Here is a 23,024-nt window from a genome sequence, read left to right on the forward strand (position 1 = left end):
CTGATGTTCTCGCTCCTCAGGCCTAAGCAATCCTCGATCTACAGCCTGTTGGAGCAGGCCCGGAATCTCCCTGTCAGTTACGGCATCGCTCTTAACACTCAGCGCGGCACGGAAGAACATCCCATCCCCGAAGGCTACGTCCGCGACCACACTCGCACCACCATCGGCCGCGGCGCAGCCGCCTTTGACGCTGCCAAGGAAGCCTTTCGTCTGTGGCAGCAATTCGATTTGGGCTGGGTGCGCGTCGCAAATCCCGAGGCGAAGATCGAGCAAGAAGAGGTCATTGCTGTAGAAGCGCACTCCCTCGGCCTCTGGTCCGTCAATTTCAGCCGTATCCTCTATATCATCGACGAGCCCAACCACGAGCCCGTCCGATTCGGTTTCGGCTATGGCACCACGCCCCTCCATGTCGAGCGCGGCGAAGAACGCTTCCTGCTCGAGTTCTACCCAGCCTCCGGCGAGGTCTGCTACGACCTGTTAGCCTTCTCGCAACCATCAAACTGGCTTGCCCGGCTCGGCTATCCCTATACCCGCAGCCGCCAGCATAAATTCGCCCAGGATTCCCACCACCGCATGAGGCAGATTGCCAGCGCTGCCTCTTGAAGGACCGCCTTATCTTAGCTAAAATCAATTTAGCTAAGGAGCGCCGAATGCAAGCCACCATGCACGAAGCCAAAACCAACCTCTCAAAACTGGTCGCCCGCGCCCGCGCAGGAGAAGAAGTCATTCTCACCAGCGGCAAATCGCACGCTCCAATAGCCCGCATTGTGCCGATTGCCACCGCCGAAGCCCCGGCCTTGAAAGAGCGTCCTATTGGTCTTTACGCGAAGGAGATGGGTTCAGGACCAATTTTCCTGGAACCAATGACGGAGGAAGAACTCGCCCTATGGGAGGCTCCCCTCGTGTCTAGCTGGACGAGCAATGCGCCGCTATCGGACGATTCCGAGTGAAACTCCTCCTCGACACAAACGCTTTGCTTTGGATGATGAACGGTAGTCCCCAACTGAGCCAAAGAGCAAATGCGGCTATCAGGAGCTTGAGCAATGAAGGGTTTGTATCTATTGGCAGTATCTGGGAGGCCGCAATCAAGCACCGGAGTGGAAACCTTCCTCAAGCCGCTACATTGCTGAGCGATCCGCGCGCAGTTCTTGCCAATTTGAATCTCACCCCGCTACCACTCCACTTGGAGCACGCTAAGCTGGCCGGTTTGATGACAAATTCCCACAAAGACCCCTTAAACCGAATGATTGCCGCTCAGGCGATCTTGGAAGGCTTGACGTTAGTCAGCGCGGACGCCATCTTCGACTCCATGCTGGTTACCCGGCTCTGGTAGCCTCCACGCCAATGCCCTGCAAGCCCATTAACTGATAACCTTGAAGGATGAAATTCGGAGTACTCGTCTTCCCCGGATCGAACTGCGATCACGACGCCTACAACGTAATCGCAGAAATCGCGCACCAGCCCGTCAGCTTCCTCTGGCATGACTCCGAGGACCTCGGCAACGTCGACGCCGTGCTCGTTCCCGGCGGATTCGCCTATGGCGACTACCTCCGCACCGGCGCCATCGCCCGCTTCTCGCCCGTCATGCAGGCCGTCAAGCGCTTCGCGGACGGCGGCGGACTCGTCCTCGGCATCTGCAACGGCTTTCAGATCCTCGCCGAATCCGGCCTTCTGCCCGGCGCGCTCATGCGCAACGCCGGCCTCAAGTACATCTGCAAACAGGTCCACCTGCGCGTCGAAACCACCAACAGCGCCTTCACCAACCAGCTCCGCACCAGCGAAGTCCTCCAGATCCCCATCGGTCACATGGAAGGCAACTACTACTGCGACGCCGAAACCCTTCGCGAACTCGAATCCGAAGACCGCATCGCCTTCCGCTACGCCACGCCCACCGGCGCAATCGCCCCCGAAGCCAACCCCAACGGGTCGCTCGGCAACATCGCCGGAATCCTGAACCGTGGCCGCAACGTCCTCGGCATGATGCCCCACCCCGACCGCTCCAGCGAAAAACTCCTCGGCTCCGCCGACGGGCTCAGGATCTTCTCATCGATGATCGAAGCGCTTGCCACTCGTTAATCGTTGCGCAGGGTAGTGAAGAGGAACAGGAAATCAACTCCCCCATGATCGATATCCATCACCACCTCATCTACGGCGTAGACGACGGAGCGGCCGACCTAGAAACCTCAGTCGCCATGGCCGAAGTAGCCATCGCCGAAGGCGTCACGCACATCATCTGCACCCCACACTCCAGCGACAGCTACCCCTATCAGGCCGAACTCAACGCCGAGCGCATGGCCGAGATTCAGGAGCGCGTCGGCGACCGCATCGAACTCGGCCTCGCCTGCGACTTCCACCTCAACGCCGACAACATCCAGGACGCCCTGCAAAACCCGCTCAAGTACTCGATCCGCGGCAAAGGCTACCTGCTCGTCGAGTTCCCCGAAATGGCCATCCCGCCCCAGCTCGGCGAAGCGCTGCACCGCCTGCAGGCCGCCGGATACACCAACATCATCACCCACCCCGAGCGCAATCCAGTCATCGTCCGCCGCCCCGAGATGCTGGCCGAGTGGATCCGCATGGGCTGCGTCGTCCAGGTGACGGCCTCGTCCCTCTACGGCCGTTTCGGCAACTCCGCCGAAGCCTTCTCCAACGAACTCCTCGACCGCAACTGGATCCACTTCCTCGCCACCGACGCGCACAATCTCGACTGGCGTCCGCCGCACCTGAAGAAAGCCTACGACTACGTAGCCAACCGTTCCGGCGAAGAAACCGCCCGCCGCCTCTGCGTCGAAAACCCGCGCGCCGCCATCGAAGGCGCCAAAATGGCCCACCAGCCCGAAGCCATCGGCATCTGGGACAGCCAGCCCCTTAAATTCCAGGAGACAGTGAGATCCACCCCGAAACGCTCGACCGAATCGAACAAAACCGAAGGTCAAAAAACCGGCGGCTTCTTAAGCAAGATCTTCGGCAAGTAATCCGCCCACCGAGGCGGCTACACCTGCCTGCCTTCCCTTGACTAGCCTTTCTTTCCGTCGCACTTACCTTTCTTTCTATCACTCCCCTAGGGAGTCCGCTGGTGTTCCTCGTAGTATTCAGGTTCGTTCGCGCGATGGCATCCGTACCCCTGTCCGGCTCACTGCCCCCGCATTCTGAATCTGCAGAATATGCACCTCGCTCACGCCGTCGCTGCAGACCACCCTGCCAGCGTTGGGGGCGATGCGGCAAAACGCAATTCTCGTATCTAGGGAGAACGAGGCGATGCGCCTTCCGTCGGCGATGTCGAAGACCGCGACGTTCTGTCCCTGGGCCATTGCGATCCAGCGCGGAAACGTCGCAAGCGATACCTTCTCTATGTCATCGCATCACCATGGCACCCGCCACTCGATGACTCCGCGGTAGGCATCGAGCAGCACCGACGAATCGTCCTTGAAGGACAGCAGCAAATGCGTATCCCCCACGGGCAACATGACTTGCCACCCGACTCCTGCAGCCACCTTGTGAACGAATTTTCGGCTTTTCAGATCGAAGATGCGGGTAAATCCGTCCCGCGAGGCGGCAGCCGCATACCGTCCGTCACCGGTCACGGCCACGCGCCCCATGTGTTTTTGCGGCATCGGTGGAATAACGCTCGGTGGCTCAGGTTTGTAGGTCCACAACAGTCATGATCTGTTCGCCCATCTCGTCTGTTGCACTGCAAAGCAGATTCGCGCCGTCGGGCGCTAAAGCTGCATCTTGGATGGCTACCGGGAGATCAAGCGGCGGATCATCTAATTAGCCGGCTTATCGTTAATAGGGTGGTTGTTCGGGAATGGCCTGTCCATCGGCTCGGGGATCGGAGGCGCCGAAATTTACGCCTAGAGTGTCGTCGTGCATGACCGCATTGCCGCGTCCCATCACCTGCGAGTAGCGCGGTACGAGGTTAATCTGATGACCTTGAGAGGCGAGTTGCTCAAGGACCACGCGTGGGTAGCCGTCCTCAAGATTGACGGCGCAGCCGGAGTTCCCTTTGTTGAAGCGGGCAGCGTCCATGGAGGCCTGGATATTCATGTCGAAGTCAACAACGTTGGCAACGAACTGCGCGTGCGCCTGGGCCTGGTTGAAGCCGGACATAATACCGAAGCCAATGGTCTTGTCATCTTTCTGCATCATGGCCGGGATAATTGTGTGCAGCGGACGCTTGTGACCTGCAAGCGAGTTGGGCTGGCCGGGCTCCATGTAGAAGCCGCTGCCGCGGTTTTGCAGGACGAAACCGGTGTGCTCAGGGACAAGACCAGCGCCGAAGCTACCCGCGTTCGATTGAATGAACGAGACGACCATACCGTCGCGATCGACTGTGGCGAGATATGTGGTGTCGGATTGCAACTTGTCGAGCTGCTCCTTGCGATCCGAGGGGAGTACGCTACAGTTGGCTTTCTCGGTAATGCCTTTGGCGCGCTCTTTTGCGAGTTCCTTAGAAATGAGTTTTTGGGTGGGAATGTTGCCGGTGTGCGGATCGCCGACATAGTGAAGCATGTCGGAATAGGCCAGTGCTTTGGCCTCCATTTCGATGTGCAGTGTTTTAGGTGAGTCATGTCCCCACTCGCGAAGTGGATAGAGTTCCATGACGTTGAGCATTGAAAGAGCGGCGATGCCCTGAGTATTCGGAGGAGTCTGGTAAATCCGCCAGCCGTGATATGTAGTGGAAACGGGCTCTACCCATTCGGGCTTGTAATCGGCGAAGTCGGCTTTGGTGAGAAAGCCATTGTTCTGGTCAGAGAGCCGGACAATGGCATCAGCGATAGGACCGCGGTAGAAAGCGTCGGCACCGTTCTTCGCAATCTGGCGAAGGCTGTTGGCAAGGTCGGGGTTGCGGAAAATCTGCCCAACCCGCGGATAGGTTCCATCAGGAAGAAAGACGGAAGCGAAGGCGGCCCGGTCCTTGAATCGCACGCCGTACTGAGCCCAGTTGTCTGAGTCAGTCTCAGTGACAGGAAAGCCGTTTTCAGCCAAAGCGATCGCAGGGGCAAGATCCACAGCGAGCGGCAGTTTGCCGAACTTTGCGTGTAGGGACTCCCATCCGGCGACAGCTCCGGGAACGGTGACAGCATAGATACTACTGTCGTCCATCGTTGTAAGGCCTTTGGCCTTCATGGCCTCGATGGTCTCGACCTTGGCGGACCAGCCGCTCGCGTTGATGGCGTACATCTTCTTCTCTTTCGGGTCCCATACGATGGCGAAAAGGTCTCCCCCGATGCCGTTCATCATAGGCTCGATGACGCCGACGGCCGCATTCGCCGCGATCGCCGCATCAACGGCATTGCCTCCTTTGGAGAGGATCGTAGCGCTGGCCTGCGAGGCGAGAGTCTGAAGAGTAGCCGCAATGCCGTAGCGGTTAGTGGTCATGGAAAAAGCATTGTCGCGGGAGGGCTCGGCAGGATGCTGGCGGGAGTCACGGACAAATCCGCCACCGGCGATGGGAGTTGGAACACCCTCAGCAGGCGCGGAGTTGAACTGCGCCTGCGCAGTATGCACAAGCAGCAGAAAAGAGAGGATGCCAGGATACAAGATGCGAAGAGGCATAATGGTCAGGCCTTGTGGAAAGGATGCAGCTAGTATATCGAGGATTTTCCTTTGTTCTATAGAGAGGTCTGGTTTGTGTCCTCCAGTAGCAATTGCTCCGGCGTCAAAGAGCAACTCAATCGTTCTACAGGAGGGCGTTTGAACGAAGCCGCTGTCGCGGCGGCGGCTGCATTTATGGCGTGTAGTGAGATGAGCCGGTAGCGTTGTGGGTCACAAGGAGGATTTACCTGTGACCCGTCTTCGCCAGAGGATGCTGGATGAGCTTCAGCACCGTAACTATTCCCCGCATACTGGGCGGCAACAAACAGACCCGATCGGGACTGTAATCCTTAAAGCGCGAGACACTCTCTTGCGCCTATCTCTCAGAACGAAATCAAATCCCTTATCAGTTCTCACGTAGACACTCAAGGCCCGATTTGTGGCTCGGTGTTTTCAGGGGCATGAATGCCCCTGGAAGGTTCTGGTTAGGCTGGGATCGCGCTGTGCGCGAATGGGATTGCTTTGCTTGGTCCCACCCTTGCAGCAAACCTGACGCCCTGGCGGGTTACCCGCTGGGCTGTTTGTCGTTTGCCAGCATTCGCCAGTGCTGGGAAGGATTAATTGTATAAGGTGCGAAGGCTTCAGCGATCCGGCAAGAGCGCTTGACATTCAAATGACATTTATGAGGCCCTGTTTCAACTTAGACTGGCATTATTCCTTTTCTCCGATGATGCGTCGGAAGCCTCCTATGAAGCGTATCTTGATTTCCATCGCGGCCATTCTTCTGCACGGCGCTTTGTTCGCGTGCTGCAGCCGTGCGCAGACAACGCCGCTACCGGTTGCCGATCGAGAAAACTGGGCAGCCAACCCAACGGTGAGCCCTGAATCGAGTCAGGGACCGAACCTGGGATCGACCGTTATCAACGTCTTGAATTACGGTGCCAAAGGTGACAGGGTCACGGACGATACAGCGTCGATTGATTCGGCGATGACGGCCTGCGTAACACGGCCCCGTCCGAATAACGGATGCGTTCTGTATTTCCCGGCCGGCGTGTACATCACCACGGGAGTGAGTCTCAAGTCATTTGTGAATCTGAAAGGAGATGGCTGGGGAACAACGGTCATCCAGCTTAAGCCGCACACCGATGCGGACGTACTGACCGTTCCAGCCGACGTGTTCAATTTCAGCATTTACGGATTGACGCTGGATGGAAACTCCGCGAGAGGCGGAACCGGCAATTGCTTCTCGACCGCCACGACTCCTACTGGGCCAGGAGAATGGAATACCGCGAACAAACGGACGGCGACGATCAATGCCATGAAGCTGGGCCATATAGAAGAAGTTATGTTTTCAAACTGCTCGAGAGACGGTATTCATATCAATGCCTATAACTACATGCTGACCTTCGATCATTTCTATGTTTTCAACAACGGCGTGTACGGCGTGTACACACAGGGGACGAACAGTGGCTTCTCGAACTTCCAGATCGAGCGCAACGGCACAGCGGGCATACATATCGCCAACGCAAACAATCGATTCACCTCCGGGGAAGTGATCTGGAATGGCGCAAGCGTCAACACCGAGGCGGCAGTCTATGTGTCAGGCGGCCGCAATATCCTTACGGCCGTCGAGGCGGAGGACAATTACACCAACGGATTTTTCGACAGCGGCATTGACGACGAGTTCAGCGGTTGCGTGTCCGATTCCAACGGCTATGTCTCCAAAAATCCGGGCGCATCTTCGCGTAGTGCGAGTGGATTTATCCTAGCCGGGACAGGTGGGGTATACGTGGGGGACAAGGTAACGAGTTATCGCGGCCGCCTTCCGGACGGAAATTTTACAACCGAATGGCCGTACAGAATTGACACCTCAAACCAGGCGAGAGTCGACATCAGCTACGACAGTACAAACGAACCTCCGCACGGGTCCGCGAGTTCGGTACCGCAGGTTGGATCTCCTGCTGCTGGCCATGCCGCTTGCATCAAGTCTGCCGGACCACCCGTTGTGATCGGATTTTGCTCCACTGCTGTCAGCCCTTCTGGTGCTTGTAGCTGTAATTGAGGTGGACTTAGCCGTGGATATTAGCATTTATTGATTTGAATTGGTCTCTGGCGCTGGGCGTGTGGGGAATAGTGAAGGGCTCTGGCATTATAGTGCCTGCGTGAGAACCGTATCGATGAAGGACGTATTTTGACTTTGATTTTGTGCTGGATGCAGTGGTTGTTATTGGAACAGCTTCTGATTGAAATGTCTTTACTCGGGCCATTTCGCGTGGATCGTCGAAACACTTGAACTACCTGATTGAGCAGGACCTCCGAGGGATCAAGTTCCGGGCCAGGCCCATGCTCGGTTTCAAGAACTATGATTGCGCGGCCGCAACGATCGCGGGCATCAAACTGCTCCGCCTCATCGGCAAGAACCAATTCTCGCTTCGTCACTTGCACATCAAAGACCACACTGCACCTACGATCTGGAATGCAGTGCTCGCCGCGTGTACCAAGGGCCAGCCGAGAGGCCACGCCATGCTCGCCCTGGGACCATACGACACGATCAGAACTTCCAACTCGGACTACGGAACCACCGTCTCCATCGTCTGAAGAAACTGTTCCCGGCGGTTGGCGCGTGCAAACTTCTGAAAACTCGGCTGGCAGGCAAATGTTATCTGGCGCACCGCGATCTCTACTCAACTACAAAGTAGCAGTCGTCTATATAAGACAGCTCCCAATGTCTCCTTAACAATTCAACTACAAAAAAAAGACAAGCCAAAGACACACCTATCCACACAAATCTCATATCCTCACTAGAATGCCGTGGCACGACTAGAGTTTTGGAGGAGGACAAGACGCGTGAACCCTTTTTATCAAATCCATTCTACCGATCTCACATCATCATCCTTGCGAGATGAGATCAACACAAGGGGCTATGCGCTCATTCGAGACGTGTTACCGCTGCAGGCTGTCAATTCCCTTCTTAGAGACGTAACCCAGATGCTGTATGCCGAGGGATGGTTACTTCCGCAACACGATGCGATGGAGCGCCTCGCGAACATGGACGCAGCCTGCGGCGATCCAGACCCTGCGTTCAAGCGGGTCTATCAGGAGATATTTAACCTCGAATTGTTCCATGCTCTTCCGCATCATTCATCGCTGCAACGGGTGATGAAGATGCTCGTTGGCGATCAACTGCTGATTCACCCAAAGCCCATTGGCCGCTTGATCTTCCCTCATTGCGAGCGGTTGGTGGTTCACGCACACCAGGATTATCAGTTTATGGGCGGTGATCCGCAGTTCTATACTGCGTGGATACCTCTTCATGACTGCCCCACTAACGTCGGTCCTTTGAGGATTCTGGAAGGTTCTCACCGCTTCGGTTTTCAAAGTCACGAAAAGGAAAATCTTCACGTTCCGCAGATTCCGCCCGGAAGAGAATTGGGAGAGGGATGGGTTGGCGGTCAGGTCAACGCTGGGGACGTACTCATCTTTCACAGTCTGACTGTACATGCTGCGTCCCCGAACCTCTCTAAGGAGCTTCGTCTTTCGCTTGACTGCCGATTCCAGGATTCAAGACGCGTCCTCAATCCCTCTAATGTTGTCTTTGCAGGAGAGTCAGGAAAATCGTGGGAGAAGACGTACGCCTCATGGAGATCAGATGACCTCAAGTACTATTGGAAGAAAATGTCACTAACATTCGAACCCACGAAGCCAGAGATACTAAGACTCGCCGAGACAGCGGCCTCTCCTTCTGCTCGCGCGAAGTTCGCCAGGATAGCGAGCCAACTGGACTAATATTTCAATGTTCTCTTGACGCGTCCTGCGACGTTCAGGCCCCAATATCTTGTGTTTATGATTTCACACTTGGATCGCACTCTCGTGACCGAGGCAGCCTAGGCGCTATCAGCCTTAGCCAGGCTGATGCCCTCTTCTCTACAGGTGATACTAGGCAGGGAAATCTCATCGAAGTGCCCACATCCTGGTTGCAAAGGTGCCTCAGATAACGCGTTCATAAAGATTTCGCCTTGCAGGCGATAGCGGATGAGTTCTGCAACCGTTAGCATTCCCATACCATGCTCATCGCAGAATTTGATCAGGTCGGGAACACGAGCCATTGTGCCGTCATCATTCATAATCTCGCAGATTACGCCTGCGGGTGTGACCCCAGCCAATCTTGCCAGATCGACGGAAGCTTCTGTCTGTCCAGCTCGCACGAGAACTCCGCCGTCACGAGCTCTCAGCGGAAAGACGTGCCCCGGACGTGCCAGATCGTATGCAGTCGACGCCGCATCAATGGCTACGCGAATCGTGTGCGCACGATCATGGGCCGAAATTCCTGTTGTCACACCCTCTCGGGCCTCGATACTCTCGGTGAAGGCGGTAGCGAAGCGCGACGTATTGTCCAGCACCATCGGTCTGAGACGCAGATAATTGGCGCGGTCCTCCGTTAAAGTGAGGCAGATGAGCCCACGGCCGAACTTCGCCATAAAATTGATCGCTTCGGGCGTCACAAATTCTGCGGCCAACGTCAGATCGCCTTCGTTCTCACGATCTTCGTCATCCACTACAACAATCATGCGGCCATTGGCAATATCTCTAACTGCCTCTGGAACAGTTACAAACGGTGCGGACATGTATCTCCCTTCTATGCACTCCATTCGAAGTGTCGCATCCTCGCGAAAACACTCGCATCAAGTTGTGGCGTTCATCTCTGCGCCTACTTCTCTATCATCATGACCATAAACACCTTTTACATTTGTCATTTCCATGTCTTTCCTTTGCCTTAAACTATGTGCACTTGACCGATGTCCGCGACGGAAGTTGCTGAGCAGTAAATACACCGCTATTCAAATGTTGACCGCCCAAATTGCCTCAAGATTTGGATCAGGAGACCACTCCAGCATGGAGTCGTCATCATCTCTTCGGGGCTGCCCGGACGGATCTTCTATCAACCGTCCCTCATGAAGCAAGAGACCACGTTTGGAAAAGGTCACCCGCGCTCAATAAAAGACGATCTGCGTGAGACGCTGCAATTGCGAGGCCTGGTTTTATTATTCGCGTGCGTTAGCACGCATGGATTTCAAGGTCGTGTTGTGGCATGAACAGGCCGCTAAGGTGGGAGACTCGCATGTTCGGACCGAAAGGCAGAAGCAGAGTTAGCTGGATCACCTCACGCGCTACGTTCATGTACCCGGGGAGGAGGCGGAACTTGGCGAGCTCCGCGCCGAACGTCCTGAGCATCAGCTTCACCTGAATAAGTTAAGCCGCCCTACGTGCCCGATACCAGCCCCTAGCTATTGATGTTCCATAGCTAGGATCTGGGAGAGTGACGGCAGAGTTTTTCCCAAGATTGAAGCTACGGATTGAAGAAGCGGAGCAACGCTTCCTCATCATGTTTGCTGAGGCTGGCGCGGACGCGCATGTGGCGCACAACAGTGCCTGAAATGCGTGGCGAGAAGCCATCCGGCGCATTGTGGCAGCGAGAGCAATGCTGCTCAAAGACACGCTGTCCTTCATCCTGCGACTGAGCGGCCTGTTTGTGCGTTGCGGAGGTCTTGGCTGACGCGGCGATCGGGGTACTGCTTTGCTGTGCGACTAGCGAGAGGGCAGAGACCGCGGCCAAGGTCAAGATTACCGGGTAAAAGTGCTTCAAGTTCATGGCTGCTTTCCTTTCCAAGCCGGGAAGAGGAAGCGGTACACAATCCCTGTCTCCCAGATATTGACATTGCCGGTGGATGCGAATTGCCGAGAGTAGCTGGTTAGAATCCTGGTATTGTGGGGCAGATTGTAATCAAGTCCGAAGTCGATTCGCTGCGTGTTCACCGACGGAAGGCTATCGCTTGCCGCATTGTCGCGACGGAAGGTCTGCTGGATACGAAATACCGGCTCGATACGGCCAATGGCGCTATCAAGGCCTCCGAATGCCTTGGTGCGATAGTCGGCTTCTACCCAGTAGCCTTGAGCGTGATGGCCGCGCGCAAATTCAGAGCGCAGGCGGAATGCCGTATCTTTCGGCTCCCACCAGACATGCGCGCCGTAGAAGTTCTCATGGATTCCCTGCAGAATGCGATCGTAGGAAAGACCCACTTCCAAACGCTGATCCGGCAAGTAGAGGCTCACTCGGCCTCCGTTGCCGTGGGCGCTCCCAAACTGCTGATTGCTGCTGCGAACGGAATAGAAGTATGAGTAGTCGACTGAGTATTTGCCACGCGAAATAGCGTTTCCCCGGATCATCCCGCCCAGTCCGCTGCCGACCGAAAACTGTCCGACAGAGGCAATCAGTGGACCATCCTGGAAGTTGCCAATCCATATAGGCGAGAGGCGTTCGTTGTAGACGTTGAAGGGAAGCAAATAATCGCCGGCTACAACCGTAATATGCGGTGTAATGACGATATCGCCTTGCAGGTAGGTGAACCCGGCGAAATGAGTGTGATCATAACCTGGATCACTTCCGAATTGCGGCGAGAAGCTTTCGAGAATAGCCGCGCGCGATTCCACCATGAGGTGGTTGCCAAGAGGCGCTGCGACCAGCGGCTCAATAATGGGCATATAGGTGGTATTGCCGCCGTTGGTGTTGCTGAAGAATCCAACACCTCCGGAGAGGAGGGGCGTGTCCTGCGCAAAGCCGAAACGCGCAGTAGCGAGTACGGCAACTGCGATTCCGAGGCATAAGATCGAACGTGCAGTAGTTTGGGGTCTGAGAGTAAAAGTCGGACGCAACATTAGAGCAACTTTAGCGAATGGCAAACTGCCATGTGTCGCGGAAACGTCTGCCACTTGTCAATTAATTGTCACTTCGCATGATACGGCTCAATTTCTGCTATGACAGCGGATGAGATCACGGAATCTGACGAGCAGGAACGATTGCGTTACAAATTTACGGTCAATAAACAGAGCAACAATGCGGTGACAATCACCTTACAGCCACATGACAACCCTCGAAACCGAGCAGAATAAATTGGAAACAGTTCGTTGCCCCATTACTTTCACTATCTGGAAGTAGAGATGGTGCGGATTAACACACACTAATACCGTGCCAGAACAGCGTGACAAGACGAGGATTCTTCGTTTGAGCAGGGTCCAGGAACTGCGCGAGTCCGTGCTGCTAATGTTCTGCGAGCCCGTGCCTCCGGAACATGCGCGGTTGATCATGAACTGGACCAAACACACGATGCTGGTAGACAGCAAAACCGAGAGGAATCCATTAATAGACAATCCTGCGGGAGTCACTGACGGCAAGGAAGCATTCTTGCGTTATTGTATCGTGTGCCATGGACTGGATGGCCAGAATACCGGCGTTCCCTTTGCCGATCGTATGTCTCCGCCAGTTCCATCGTTGGCAAGCAAAGATGTTCAGACAGACACAGATGGACAGTTGAAGTGGATCATCGATTACAGAATCTGGCCATTGGGAATGCCCGGATCTAAGAACACGCTGAGCGACGAGGAAATCTGGCCAATTGTCCTTTACCTACGCCACTCGCCGCCTGCGGGCAACCTGGGCAAACCGGAGATATACACACTAACGCGATGAGTGTCGCTCAGCTTAAATCGCCGATGGCTCGGCAATGTGTTTTCGCTGATCTGCATTCATGCCTCCAATGCGCAGCGATAGTTTTGGATTTTATCCGCGGGTAGCGATACAAGATTGGACCCTTTCGATGATAGATCGTTACCTGGTTCAACCTCACGGGAGGAGTGGTCATGCTGTTGTTGATGCTCTTGCTTACGCTGCGTATGGGGATCCGGGGCATTACCATCACCAGATTGGGCCATGCCATTATATCTCTCCTGCTGTATATCCCGCTGCTTCGTCACCTTCCAGCTAAACCGCCTGCCGATGAGACTCTTGCATCGCTAAAGGACTTCGTTGACACAGTCGAGGTGACCTCATGATTTCGTTCGTTGTGACCAATGGCGCTCGGCCACCCTATCTAGCTCACATCCGTTTGTTCAACGTCGACCTAGGAGTATCCACGTGAAGGTTCTGATTGCGCTCGCTTCCAGTTCAGGCCAGCTTTCGGGCGTGCAGCGCCACGCGATCAGCCTGGCACGCTGCTTACTTTTGCGCCGTGAGATCACTGCCGTTCACTTGGTGGCAGCACCGTGGCAACATGGCTTTGTTCGAGATTCGGCGCCTGTCGGCGATGTGCGATTGCATCTCCATAACGCACCTATTGGCAATAGTGCTCTTAGCAGGAACCGTTGGTACTTCTTCCACCTACCACAACTGGCAAAGGATCTGGGCTGCGACGTTGTTCATCTCGCCTATCCCATGCCTGTCATCCGCCGCGCATTCCATTGCCCGGTAGTCGTCACTCTACACGATCTTTACCCGTATGACATCCCGGATAACTTCGGATTTCCAAAAGTACTCTTCAATCGCTTTGCATTGTGCATATGCCTTAATGCCGCGAATGCAATTACATGCGTGTCGCGGTACACGTTGTCCCGACTGGAGGAGCTCCAGCCCGCACTTGTATCGGCAAAATCACTCGTTATCTATAACTCTGTCGAACCACCAAAGATTCCTCCGACAGGGATCTCTCCACCCCAATGGAAAGATCAACCCTTCCTGCTCTGCGTCGCGCAACATCGCCGAAACAAAAATATCGCACTTGCATTACGAGTTTTTGAAGCACTCCTCCGTACCCAGCGGCTTGCACTGGAAACACGATTGGTCATTGTAGGAATTCCGGGCCCTGAGACATCGGCGATCGAACAGTTTGTCTCAACCGCTGGCCTAAAACAAAACGTTGTCTTTCTGAATGGAGTTTCCGATTCGCTTCTGCATTGGTTCTATCGAAACTGTTTACTGCTGCTAGCTCCTTCGACTATCGAAGGCTTCGGCCTTCCCGTTGCAGAGGCGCTTCAGGCCGGCTGTCCGATCGTCTGCTCAGACATCTCGGCCTTCCGTGAGCTAGGCGGAGATTATTGCCACTATGTCGAACTTGGCCCAAAAGAGGCTGAAGGATTTGCTGATGCTGTATGTGCAGTAGCTGACCAAGGGCCCCGAGAGCCGGTCGCGATGCGTCACCTTTCCGCCGAGGTGATTTCAGCTCAGTACTTGAAACTCTACAGTTCACTGTTATCTGCACCCGACGTACAAGCCAGCTTACCGGAGAAGCCTGTCTTGTCTTCGCCCGAAAGGCACTTCCCTACATGAGCCGCAAACTTCAACACGAAACAGCAAAAGTCCTTGGCATCCCGGTGGAACCATTCGACATGGAGAGCGCAGTTGCACGTGTCCAAGAAGAATGTGAAGGTCAGCGGAAGGGCTACATATGCTTCATTGGTGTACATGGAATTATGGAGGCCCAGCGGGATCCCGAGTTGGCACAGGTCTATGCACGAGCGACCCTGCTGGTGCCTGATGGAATGCCCACGGTGTGGGTAGGGCGCATGCAAGGTTTTCGCAACATGCAGCGCGTTGCCGGACCAGATCTGATGCAGGAGATTTTCCGACGTGAGGAGTTTGCACACCGCACTCATTTTCTTTACGGGGGTAAGCAAGGTGTAGCGGCTGATCTCAAATCGACCATGAGACGGCGCTTCCCCTGGGTGCGAATCGTCGGCACATACACGCCGCCATTCCGCGATCTAACTCCAGAGGAGGAAGAGACTGTAACCGCACAGATACTGGCGTTGAAGCCAGATATGATTTGGGTGGGAATCAGTACGCCTAGGCAGGAGCGCTTCATGATGCGAATTCTTCCGCTGCTCGATTCCTGTCTGCTGTTCGGCGTTGGCGCAGCTTTTGACTTCCACACAGGCCGCATCAAGGATGCTCCGCAATGGGTGAAGCGAGCCGGACTGCAATGGCTGCACCGACTCATTCAAGATCCGCGCCGGCTTTTCTGGCGTTACCTTCGGAATAATACAGCCTTCTTGTGGCATATCTCGCTGCAACTCACAGGCCTACGCACCTACCTGCAGGCGGAGATTAACGCATCTTTTGCAAGTAGGTCGCAGACGATCGCTGACCAGTAAACATTTAGACTCTTCTGAGATCGCTATGTAGCTCTGGCGTAAGATGGACATCCAAGGAATATCAATCTTAACAAGGGAACTGAAATGGCCGTAAGCAACAGACAGATGGGAAACCCAACATCCAACACAACCGAGGAATACAAGCCGATCAAGCCACAAGAAAGCCTGCTTTCCGATATGAAGTTGCCTCTTCGCAAAATGTTATACCCTCTAGGTTATGCTGTTGAGATCATAACCAACGACCCGGATGTACTGGAGGCAGCGAACGAGAGTTTCGGCCACGCGCGGTTTCGACGCGAATGCAAGGTATTGAAGATACACGTCGGAGTCAGTGACGGCGTAAGCTCTGAATGCCCTCCAGAACCCACAAGACGTCAATACAACCACCTGTATTCGCTCGTTGCAGACGTTGACAATCAGGCTCTTCTGGACCTGACAACCTGCACCAGCTTTGTGTGGCTGACGAAGGCGACTGTAAACAACAGGCTCTACCTCAGATACAATTTTCTCGAAAAAGCCGTCTATCTCTTGCTTGGCGCATCGGTTGTAACCGATCTGCATGCCGCCTGTGTAAGCAAGAATGGCAAGGGGATCCTGCTCTGCGGTGACTCGGGCGCGGGGAAATCAACACTCTCCTATGCCTGCGCGCGTGCTGGATGGACCTATACTTCAGACGACACCAGTTACCTGATCAACGATGCTGAAAGTCCACGGGTCATTGGCCACTCCCATCGCGTTCGCTTTCGTCCAGCCGCGAAGGCTCTCTTCCCTGAATTGGAAGATCGTTCGTTGACGCCGCGTCTGGAAGGTAAGCCCTCTATCGAGGTTCCAACCTCCGAGCTTCCAGTCCTAATGACACAGAGCGAAGCGACAGTGGATTCGATCGTCTATCTCAAACGTTATCCGTCAGCAAGAGGAATGCTGATCCGACTGCCGGCGGGAACAGCAACAGAACGCGCTTGTGGTGAGCTGTACTCAGCAGGAGAGATTCGCGAGAAACACAAAAAGATACTCGTGCGACTTTCTGAGATTCCCACATATGAGCTCCGGTATTGCAACCTTAGCGATGCCATCCAGCTTCTTGATTTCCTCGTCCATGGGAAGTGAGTTAACTTAAAGGTTTGGCTGTGGATTCATTTGCAGCATCCGCGGGATCTTAGGGGACAACCCCACGACGAACAATAGCTGTAAACCATACGCTTCAGCCACAGTCCGTGCTGTAAAGCAGTCCTTTCGAGTTTTCCTCCCACGAGGGATCAATCTGCGTATACCGGACATCTGCGATGCGAACCGTGTTGCCGGCCACTTGATTGCACAAACACAGATTCCATACGCTCCGGTCGAACCGGTTACAAGCCAAGCTACGTGCGTCGAGCGAGAGGGCGCGGAAATGGTGCGATCAGCAACGTCGATGTCTTCACTCGCAGCCTCCTTATACTTGTCGTTTCTTCATTGTTGATTGGACTTTGCGGAGAGGGAAGCGACATGGCGTTCAAGAGCAGACTCTATCAAATCGGCGGCACGTTCAGCTCCGTTGACATTTCGAATCTTGCCTCGCAGTGCGAGCGCCGCAGTGCTATAGCTCTGATTGGCAAGAAGCTTTTGTAGCGATGAAATAACTTGGTCCCTCGTCGCCCCTTCTGCAGGGAGGACTTCGGCAACTCCCAACCAAGCCAAACGATCCGCTACCGCTGGCTGATCGTAGCCTGTCGGAATAGCCAAGATGGGCTTCCCTTGTCTGAGCGTTTCCAGTGCTGTGTTCAGCCCACTATGGGTGACGACAATCTTAGCCCTCTTAACAAGCTCAAGCTGCGGTGCTTCCTTTACCACTACCGGACGCCCCACAAGATCACCAAAAGACTCCGGGATGCTTCGACCGCCCAGTGTGATCACAAGCTGCAGGTTGAGTTCGTTGCATGCCTTGGCGACAAGGCGGAAGATGGTGGAATGCACCGCTCGGGCAGTTCCTAAGGACATGTAAACCAACGGCCGACCGTCTAGCCTGTGCCATGGAAACTCAACCTGCGGTCTTGCATCGTCGACAAAAGGACCAGTGTAGTAAAAATTGCGAGGCAGGCTCGAGCGAGGAAAATCCAGACACTCCGGTAGTTGCGCAATATGGGCCACGGCTGGGAAGTCTTTATTCATCCTTCGAATTGGCCCTAAGCCGGCCTTGCGTCTGTAATCATCTAATCTCCAGCGCACCGGGCCACGCAGCCTAAGTACTGACACCTGTAATAAACAGTCCTGCAACCACACTCTCGGGGAGCGTTGATGTCTGCAGCTCGGCGATCGACGTGACACGGACCACTTGAAACTGAGGGGCACCGATGTAGAGATTATGAAGTATGGTATATCCAGCATCTGCGCCAATGTTGGACCCGCCAACACGATCTCATCCACAATGAGGACGTCGACTCCACACCGCGCAAGAGCAGACGGTATTTCATGCAGAGATTTCTTCACGTCATCGGCAATGCGATCAATATTCTTGCTTAACGCGGCGAAGTAAGATGAGGAGTTATTGCAAACATCGTTCCGCCTTGTTTCTACAGATAGAGGCTTAAGGACATCGATGGGATGGAACTCCAAACCATGCTGGCGAACTTGAACCTCAATTTCTGGTTTGTGAAAAAATGTAACCCTGTGCCCACGGGCTGTAAGCTGCCTTGATAAGACCATCAATGGGTTCATGTGTCCGGCCCCGCTGTGCGAGAGTATGCCGAAGTGAGCCATCAGATCCTCTCAACAACCGGCGTTCCGCTTTCACTTTGTGTGACCTCTGCGGCTCTGGCCGAATGAGGAATGGATACCGGCTTGCCCCCAAGTCGAACCTGCCCGGAGCCAAGCACTTGCTCGGTCCGCCGCAACAGTTCTCTAACGGGGGCGCGGAGCCATCGAATTGTTCCGCCGATCGACAGAGGCTCAAGCTCTTGAATTATCTGAGACGGAAGCCGATCCAGGATTTCTTTCGACGCTAGCTGGACTTGGCCCGCAAGCATTACAAATTCGATATCTACCATCGACATTGTTGCAAACCTCTCAGCAGCATCGACTCCGCTATCTCTTACTGCGATGAGATCGGCAATACCAGACAACATGATCGATCCTTCCGAGCGCCTCAATCGGAGAATAGCCGCGGGAGCTTCGGTCACCATACGATAGGCGGCCTGCGGCGAGATATTGCAAGCGCGTATTGCGAAGCGGACTTCGTCGAGAAGATCGCCTGTTGCTGTCAAGGGAGAGTCATTCCCTATTGCCAGATTGTTGATCTCGCCGAGAAGAGATAGGTCTGGAACTTTTCCGAAGAGGAAATAATTTGACGATGGGCAGACAATGAGTGAAACGCCGCGTTCACGCATGAGTGCAACGCCCTCACGATCCATCGCCAGGCCATGCACAAGTACAGTATGTGCGTCGAGGATACCTTCTCCATCAAGCTGACCTAACTCTTTGCTTGCTCGATCGTCGATTCCTTCACAGGCATGCATGATGAAGGGGTACCCCTTAGGCGTGGCCGATCGCGCTGCCACAATATCTCCACCGAGCGCGTAGGAGTGTCCCCACCCGTATTCTCTGATCACCCTTATCGGGAAATTATCTCTTGCCAATTCCGAACGGAATGGATTGTGATGACTTACGGTCGTAGCTCCGCAGAGAAGATTACGTATGCCTCCCCACCATACCCGCAATTCTTTGGGCACACTTCGCTGAGTAGCAATAACGTCGGGATATGTGTTGTGGATATCGATGCCCCAATCGATGTAGTTTTGGTAGGGTGGGTTCGCCAGCCTGGGGAAAAGGGCGAAATCGAGATGATCGTGTGCGTTGACCAGACCGGGGAAAATCAAAAAGCCGTCAAGGTCAATCTCAGTGGACTTCCATGCCGCGGAGAGCGAGAGGCTCAGATTGCTGTGGATGCCCGCTATGCGCGATCCAGTGACCTCGATCGAAGCCTGCGTGGGTTCCTCCAGCCTGACGGCGCAACGCGCTCCTCGAATCAGGAGTTTCGTCTGCCGGTTGCCCCCGGAAATAGCAGCTTCAGGATTAGTCACGTGCATTCTTTCGAGCGGAATAGATTCGAAATTGGGATGGTTCACGCCTGTTGCGAAGCTTTGCCATGAACGGCCGCATCGCCCACTTGAAACCATAGTTTGGAGACTCCACAGTCCATCGGATCGACAACTGCACTTCTAAGGCACGCAGGCGCTCGTCGGTGAGATATTGAATGCTCTTGATCGAGTCCGAGGCAGTTCCGTAATGGCGAAGGAACGACGCGTGACGTTCGGTCACCATTTGCCTTCCACTCGCCTCGCGGGAGTACCAAGGGGTGTCACTGATAATGACCAACCCGCCCTTTTTGGTGCACCGGAACGCTTCGCGCAGCGTGGCCTCATAGTCTTCGGAGTAATGGAACGACGCGTTGAATACGACAGCGTCAAATTGCTCGTTGTGAAAGGGGAGGTGAGCGCTTTCTGCCTGAAGTCGAGGAAAAAATTCGTGCAGGTGTCGTCGATAATGTGCAGCGGCCCCGAGGCCATCCTGGTTGTTGGTGAGCAAGTCCACGGCGACAGGACGATACCCTGCAAGCGCAAGACGATAGCTCATCCAGCAATTACCAGCGCCAAGATCCAGTATCTTCTTTTCCCCGTTTTGCTGAATCTCCTTCCGTATATGCTTGATCAGGTAGTCGTAAGTTCGTGCCCGGATACGCCACTGCTTGGCATTTCTTCCAGAGGTGTCGGCGTAGGGAAGACCGAGATAGAACTCCTCACGCTCGCTGCCACGCCCCTCTGCAACTCTGATGCGCTCATAGTCTTGCATAAACTTTGCGTAATAGACTTCTCGCTCTGGCGGGATGGCGTGCACGATATCATCGACGATTTTTAGTCGAAATTTGCATGCGTGGCAATCCAACCCATCTGTATCGCATCCGCAGCGAGGGCACCGTAGACGGACACCTAAATCGAGTCGGACATTATCAGCGATGCAGCTGCGTGATGGAACCATACCTAAGCTTTCTGAACAAGAATCAGGTCTTCGACCGGAACGAGTCCGGACGCCGCGAATGGAGTCACAGTGTCTGGAAATTCAAAAGCGTCTTCACAGCGGCTGATTGGTTCGAGTTCTTCGACTTTACGCCATAGCGCTTCTACCTCAGAGGTCGCCTCGCGTGACGTCTCCGACACATGCCATGCGTCTACCTCTGCGTGCAAGGCGTCGCGCACGCAGCGATAGAAGTCAGTCTTATACGCGGCTTTGAACATGATGCACAAATCATCGCTGTCGGCCCAATTACGCTTCTGCCCAAGCTGCGCTTGGACGCGTTCATAGAACACGGTGCCAGGAAGGGGATACGAAAACGATACTCCAATATCGTCAGGACGCAGCTTACGAACCAAGGCGATCGTTTGCTGCAATTCTACCCAAGTCTCACCGGGGTAGCCTAATTGCAGGAAGAAACAAGCACGGATACCTGCTTCCTTCAATCGATGGCGTACAGCTATAACCATGGATAAGCTTAGGCCTTTATCCATCGCATTCAGAATGGCTTGCGATCCAGATTCAACACCCAGCCATACCTCAGCACAGCCGGCGGTCTTGAGATGCTGGACCGTTTGTTCGTTCATCAGGTCTGCGCGGGACTGTATTTTGAAAGGAATGGCTGCATCTCGTTTAGAAACTTCTGCAGCAAATTCTTCTACCCAATGTTGATTCAATGCGAAGACATCGTCGCCGAACCAGAGGTGCTGAACACCCGTTTGCTTCTTGAGCTGAAGCATCTCTTCTGCTACAGCCGAGGCCGGACGCAAGTGGAATTTATTGCCGGAAATTGGCTTTGCGCACCAATTGCAGCGATACGGGCAGCCTCGGCTTGATACGATGTTGGTTGAAAAATATCCGTGAGACTTGATCCATGCTTCGCGATACGGTTCAAGATCGATCAGATCGCGCGCAGGGAGGACAAGCTCCGTCCATGCAGGATTCTTGGATAGCTGCTGCCCGCACTGGATAAGGTCGCCAGCGTCGTCGCGTCTGACAAAACCGTCGATCTCCGGAGGCGGTGATCCCTTTAACAAAGAAGCGCAAAGGAGTACCAGTGTACCTTCGGACTCACCGCGCAGCACGTAGTCAAAGCCGTTCTCGAGAAACAGGGATGGATTATCAGTCGAGTCGGAACCGTGGACTATCACCCTGGCGCCCATTGCCCGCGCTGCCTGCGCGATCTGCGACGCTACTGCTCTCATACGCGTGAGGCACATCTTCGAGAGAAAATTGAAATCATCTTCGTAGACTGCCACGATCTTCGGCCTGTGCTTTATAAGCATGGCGGCGAGTGGCTCGGATGGCTCCTCCAGCATTGGGTCGAAGACAGCGACGGAGATGCCGCTATCACGCAAAGCGGTCGCGGCATAGAGCGTCCCAAGCGGCGGATAGGGCTGCATTTTTCGTAGCTGCTTTGAGTCATACGGCAGATGATAGGAGTGTGTCAGCAATACTTCTGCCACGGTTCACCTCGGGGGATTGAGCTCTTCCCTATTCAGCGACGGGGTTAAGATAACAAGTGTCAATAGCTGAACGGAGCGAAGTCGCTTTATCGCTCTTCAATTGAGGTTAACCTTAGGCTGCACATGCAGTTGTCTGGGAATTGTCAACTCAATGTCATCCTTCTGCGTGCTGTATATCGCTAACTTGGAGCCTTGCTCTGCCTGCCCACTTGGAGTTGTACATGTTTCCATCGGTGCTGCTGTATAGATGTAATGTCTTGCGGGTCTATGTTATCTCGTGAAGCACGCCTTCTGTATTGGAAAGATGACCGAGTCGCTCGCGTTTGGTGGCAAGATACTTTTCAGAGTGGGGATTAGCTGGAACGTCAGCGCTCAGGCGGTCAATAATTTCGATTCCAGATGAGAGGACGGCTTCGATCTTATCCGGGTTGTTGCTCATCAATCGGATCGATCGAATTTTGAGATAGTCTAGGACTCCGATGGCGAGCTCATAGTCACGCAGGTCTATCGCATGTCCCAATTGAAGATTAGCGTCGATTGTATCGAGCCCGTGGTCTTGAAGTTCGTAAGCACGCAGCTTCTCCATGATCCCTATGCCTCGTCCCTCCTGATGTTCATACAGGAGAATCCCCGAACCCTCACTGACGATCGTGCGCAGTGCCAAGTGAAACTGCGCGTGACAATCGCAACGCAGCGAGTGGAAGACTTCGCCGGTTATACATTGTGAATGAATTCGAACTACAGGTGGAGCCCCATGAATATCGCCATAGACCAAGGCTAAGCCAGTCTCGTCGCGTTCCCGATGTATATCGGCGTCGACTCGCGTGCCAGCGAAAGCGAGTAAACGAAAGGTGGCCCATTCAGTTGGAAGGCTGACATCTGCGACTTGTCTTAACTTCATCACTTGAATTATCCTCTGAAGACTTTGCGTGCTACTCATCGGCCCATTGAAGGTGTCGATTCTGTGTCGTTGCGTGAAGCATATCTCGGAGCCAT

General features: G+C 54.4%; 23 protein-coding genes and 2 pseudogenes. 12 read left to right on the plus strand and 13 right to left on the minus strand.

All coding sequences use genetic code 11. The features are described from left to right. Positions 1-3: 3 nt before the first annotated feature. From OHL23_RS23730 to OHL23_RS23750, 5 genes are read left to right on the plus strand one after another with little or no spacing between them, the layout of a single operon-like run. The gene (locus OHL23_RS23730; RefSeq protein ID WP_263354518.1) at positions 4-603 is read left to right on the plus strand and encodes a DUF1990 family protein; all 600 of its coding nucleotides are present in this window, start codon (positions 4-6) and stop codon (positions 601-603) included. A 47-nt stretch (positions 604-650) separates the two neighbouring features. After that, the gene (locus OHL23_RS23735; RefSeq protein WP_263354519.1) at positions 651-950 is read left to right on the plus strand and encodes a type II toxin-antitoxin system Phd/YefM family antitoxin; all 300 of its coding nucleotides are present in this window, start codon (positions 651-653) and stop codon (positions 948-950) included. Beyond that, positions 947-1,333, plus strand: coding sequence for a type II toxin-antitoxin system VapC family toxin (locus OHL23_RS23740; RefSeq protein ID WP_263354520.1), 387 nt, complete (start codon positions 947-949; stop codon positions 1,331-1,333). The genes OHL23_RS23735 and OHL23_RS23740 overlap by 4 nt, the downstream gene beginning before the upstream one ends. Before the next feature lie 47 nt (positions 1,334-1,380). Continuing rightward, positions 1,381-2,076 (plus strand): phosphoribosylformylglycinamidine synthase subunit PurQ, encoded by a 696-nt coding sequence (purQ, locus tag OHL23_RS23745; RefSeq protein ID WP_263354521.1) that lies wholly within the window; start codon positions 1,381-1,383, stop codon positions 2,074-2,076. 44 nt (positions 2,077-2,120) lie between these two features. Continuing rightward, positions 2,121-2,975 carry a tyrosine-protein phosphatase gene (locus OHL23_RS23750; RefSeq protein ID WP_263354522.1) on the plus strand — a complete coding sequence of 285 codons (855 nt, stop codon included), beginning with the start codon at positions 2,121-2,123 and terminating at the stop codon, positions 2,973-2,975. A gap of 117 nt (positions 2,976-3,092) precedes the next feature. On the opposite strand, the gene OHL23_RS23755 is transcribed toward OHL23_RS23750, so the two are convergent. The 3 genes from OHL23_RS23755 to ggt all read right to left on the minus strand — a co-directional run bounded on the left by OHL23_RS23755 (position 3,093) and on the right by ggt (position 5,559). Beyond that, entirely contained in the window at positions 3,093-3,311 is a 219-nt protein-coding gene (locus OHL23_RS23755) for a hypothetical protein (RefSeq protein ID WP_263354523.1), read from the minus strand. 51 nt (positions 3,312-3,362) lie between these two features. Then, on the minus strand, positions 3,363-3,614 hold the full coding sequence (locus tag OHL23_RS23760) for a hypothetical protein (RefSeq protein WP_263354524.1): 252 nt from the start codon (positions 3,612-3,614) through the stop codon (positions 3,363-3,365). Positions 3,615-3,786: 172 nt separating this feature from the next. After that, complete coding sequence (ggt, locus tag OHL23_RS23765) at positions 3,787-5,559, minus strand: gamma-glutamyltransferase (RefSeq protein ID WP_263354525.1); 1,773 nt, start codon at positions 5,557-5,559, stop codon at positions 3,787-3,789. A gap of 727 nt (positions 5,560-6,286) precedes the next feature. Here ggt and OHL23_RS23770 point away from each other — a divergent pair. Next, complete coding sequence (locus OHL23_RS23770) at positions 6,287-7,600, plus strand: glycoside hydrolase family 55 protein (RefSeq protein WP_263354526.1); 1,314 nt, start codon at positions 6,287-6,289, stop codon at positions 7,598-7,600. A 227-nt stretch (positions 7,601-7,827) separates the two neighbouring features. Further along, positions 7,828-8,136, plus strand: a complete 309-nt coding sequence (locus OHL23_RS29025) for a hypothetical protein (protein WP_396127411.1) — start codon at positions 7,828-7,830, stop codon at positions 8,134-8,136. On the opposite strand, the pseudogene OHL23_RS23780 reads toward OHL23_RS29025, so the two are convergent. After that, a pseudogene (locus OHL23_RS23780) lies at positions 8,112-8,210 on the minus strand (IS5/IS1182 family transposase); the annotation flags it as partial. The gene OHL23_RS29025 and the pseudogene OHL23_RS23780 sit on opposite strands and share 25 nt — an antisense overlap. Positions 8,211-8,385: 175 nt before the next feature. Here OHL23_RS23780 and OHL23_RS23785 point away from each other — a divergent pair. Next, the gene (locus OHL23_RS23785; RefSeq protein ID WP_263354527.1) at positions 8,386-9,324 is read left to right on the plus strand and encodes a phytanoyl-CoA dioxygenase family protein; all 939 of its coding nucleotides are present in this window, start codon (positions 8,386-8,388) and stop codon (positions 9,322-9,324) included. A gap of 223 nt (positions 9,325-9,547) precedes the next feature. Here OHL23_RS23785 and ribB read toward each other — a convergent pair. From ribB to OHL23_RS23805, 4 genes and pseudogenes are all read right to left on the minus strand, one after another. Next, a pseudogene (gene ribB / locus OHL23_RS23790) lies at positions 9,548-10,163 on the minus strand (3,4-dihydroxy-2-butanone-4-phosphate synthase); the annotation flags it as partial. Between the two features lie 430 nt (positions 10,164-10,593). Next, the gene (locus tag OHL23_RS23795) at positions 10,594-10,770 is read right to left on the minus strand and encodes a hypothetical protein (RefSeq protein ID WP_263354528.1); all 177 of its coding nucleotides are present in this window, start codon (positions 10,768-10,770) and stop codon (positions 10,594-10,596) included. Positions 10,771-10,885: 115 nt separating this feature from the next. Beyond that, a complete protein-coding gene (locus tag OHL23_RS23800; RefSeq protein WP_263354529.1) occupies positions 10,886-11,188 on the minus strand; it encodes a hypothetical protein in 303 nt (100 codons plus the stop codon). Continuing rightward, positions 11,185-12,252 carry a hypothetical protein gene (locus OHL23_RS23805; RefSeq protein WP_263354530.1) on the minus strand — a complete coding sequence of 356 codons (1,068 nt, stop codon included), beginning with the start codon at positions 12,250-12,252 and terminating at the stop codon, positions 11,185-11,187. Before OHL23_RS23805 ends, OHL23_RS23800 begins: the two co-directional genes overlap by 4 nt. A 346-nt stretch (positions 12,253-12,598) precedes the next feature. On the opposite strand from OHL23_RS23805, the gene OHL23_RS23810 reads away from it, so the two are divergent. From OHL23_RS23810 to OHL23_RS23825, 4 genes are all read left to right on the plus strand, one after another. Further along, complete coding sequence (locus OHL23_RS23810) at positions 12,599-13,063, plus strand: c-type cytochrome (RefSeq protein ID WP_263354531.1); 465 nt, start codon at positions 12,599-12,601, stop codon at positions 13,061-13,063. 444 nt (positions 13,064-13,507) lie between these two features. Beyond that, entirely contained in the window at positions 13,508-14,695 is a 1,188-nt protein-coding gene (locus OHL23_RS23815; protein WP_263354532.1) for a glycosyltransferase family 4 protein, read from the plus strand. Positions 14,696-14,838: 143 nt separating this feature from the next. Continuing rightward, positions 14,839-15,519 carry a WecB/TagA/CpsF family glycosyltransferase gene (locus OHL23_RS23820; protein ID WP_263354533.1) on the plus strand — a complete coding sequence of 227 codons (681 nt, stop codon included), beginning with the start codon at positions 14,839-14,841 and terminating at the stop codon, positions 15,517-15,519. An 84-nt stretch (positions 15,520-15,603) separates the two neighbouring features. Next, positions 15,604-16,626: an aldolase gene (locus OHL23_RS23825; protein WP_263354534.1), complete on the plus strand. Its 1,023-nt coding sequence runs from the start codon at positions 15,604-15,606 to the stop codon at positions 16,624-16,626. A 342-nt stretch (positions 16,627-16,968) separates the two neighbouring features. On the opposite strand, the gene OHL23_RS23830 is transcribed toward OHL23_RS23825, so the two are convergent. The 5 genes from OHL23_RS23830 to ribA all read right to left on the minus strand — a co-directional run bounded on the left by OHL23_RS23830 (position 16,969) and on the right by ribA (position 22,929). Further along, positions 16,969-18,213, minus strand: coding sequence for a glycosyltransferase (locus OHL23_RS23830; protein ID WP_396127412.1), 1,245 nt, complete (start codon positions 18,211-18,213; stop codon positions 16,969-16,971). A gap of 41 nt (positions 18,214-18,254) precedes the next feature. Continuing rightward, entirely contained in the window at positions 18,255-19,574 is a 1,320-nt protein-coding gene (locus tag OHL23_RS23835) for an amidohydrolase family protein (protein WP_263354536.1), read from the minus strand. Then, positions 19,567-20,343: a class I SAM-dependent methyltransferase gene (locus OHL23_RS23840; protein WP_263354537.1), complete on the minus strand. Its 777-nt coding sequence runs from the start codon at positions 20,341-20,343 to the stop codon at positions 19,567-19,569. The genes OHL23_RS23835 and OHL23_RS23840 overlap by 8 nt, the downstream gene beginning before the upstream one ends. A 188-nt stretch (positions 20,344-20,531) precedes the next feature. Continuing rightward, positions 20,532-22,028 (minus strand): B12-binding domain-containing radical SAM protein, encoded by a 1,497-nt coding sequence (locus tag OHL23_RS23845; protein WP_263354538.1) that lies wholly within the window; start codon positions 22,026-22,028, stop codon positions 20,532-20,534. Positions 22,029-22,293: 265 nt separating this feature from the next. Next, complete coding sequence (gene ribA / locus OHL23_RS23850; RefSeq protein ID WP_263354539.1) at positions 22,294-22,929, minus strand: GTP cyclohydrolase II; 636 nt, start codon at positions 22,927-22,929, stop codon at positions 22,294-22,296. Positions 22,930-23,024 lie beyond the last annotated feature (95 nt).

Source organism: Acidicapsa acidisoli (assembly GCF_025685625.1).
GTDB classification, from domain to species: Bacteria; Acidobacteriota; Terriglobia; order Terriglobales; family Acidobacteriaceae; genus Acidicapsa; species Acidicapsa acidisoli.

Coding starts and splice junctions, on each gene's coding strand:
- OHL23_RS23840 (WP_263354537.1), bottom strand. CDS start 20,343: ATGCAAGACTATGAGCGCATCAGAGTTGCAGAGGGGCGTGGCAGCGAG.
- OHL23_RS23730 (WP_263354518.1), top strand. CDS start 4: ATGTTCTCGCTCCTCAGGCCTAAGCAATCCTCGATCTACAGCCTGTTG.
- purQ (WP_263354521.1), top strand. CDS start 1,381: ATGAAATTCGGAGTACTCGTCTTCCCCGGATCGAACTGCGATCACGAC.
- OHL23_RS23760 (WP_263354524.1), bottom strand. CDS start 3,614: ATGCCGCAAAAACACATGGGGCGCGTGGCCGTGACCGGTGACGGACGG.
- OHL23_RS23825 (WP_263354534.1), top strand. CDS start 15,604: ATGGCCGTAAGCAACAGACAGATGGGAAACCCAACATCCAACACAACC.
- OHL23_RS23750 (WP_263354522.1), top strand. CDS start 2,121: ATGATCGATATCCATCACCACCTCATCTACGGCGTAGACGACGGAGCG.
- ribA (WP_263354539.1), bottom strand. CDS start 22,929: ATGAAGTTAAGACAAGTCGCAGATGTCAGCCTTCCAACTGAATGGGCC.
- OHL23_RS23770 (WP_263354526.1), top strand. CDS start 6,287: ATGAAGCGTATCTTGATTTCCATCGCGGCCATTCTTCTGCACGGCGCT.
- OHL23_RS23735 (WP_263354519.1), top strand. CDS start 651: ATGCAAGCCACCATGCACGAAGCCAAAACCAACCTCTCAAAACTGGTC.
- ggt (WP_263354525.1), bottom strand. CDS start 5,559: ATGCCTCTTCGCATCTTGTATCCTGGCATCCTCTCTTTTCTGCTGCTT.
- OHL23_RS23755 (WP_263354523.1), bottom strand. CDS start 3,311: ATGGCCCAGGGACAGAACGTCGCGGTCTTCGACATCGCCGACGGAAGG.
- OHL23_RS23795 (WP_263354528.1), bottom strand. CDS start 10,770: ATGCTCAGGACGTTCGGCGCGGAGCTCGCCAAGTTCCGCCTCCTCCCC.
- OHL23_RS23805 (WP_263354530.1), bottom strand. CDS start 12,252: ATGTTGCGTCCGACTTTTACTCTCAGACCCCAAACTACTGCACGTTCG.
- OHL23_RS23800 (WP_263354529.1), bottom strand. CDS start 11,188: ATGAACTTGAAGCACTTTTACCCGGTAATCTTGACCTTGGCCGCGGTC.
- OHL23_RS23820 (WP_263354533.1), top strand. CDS start 14,839: ATGGAGGCCCAGCGGGATCCCGAGTTGGCACAGGTCTATGCACGAGCG.
- OHL23_RS23830 (WP_396127412.1), bottom strand. CDS start 18,213: ATGAACCCATTGATGGTCTTATCAAGGCAGCTTACAGCCCGTGGGCAC.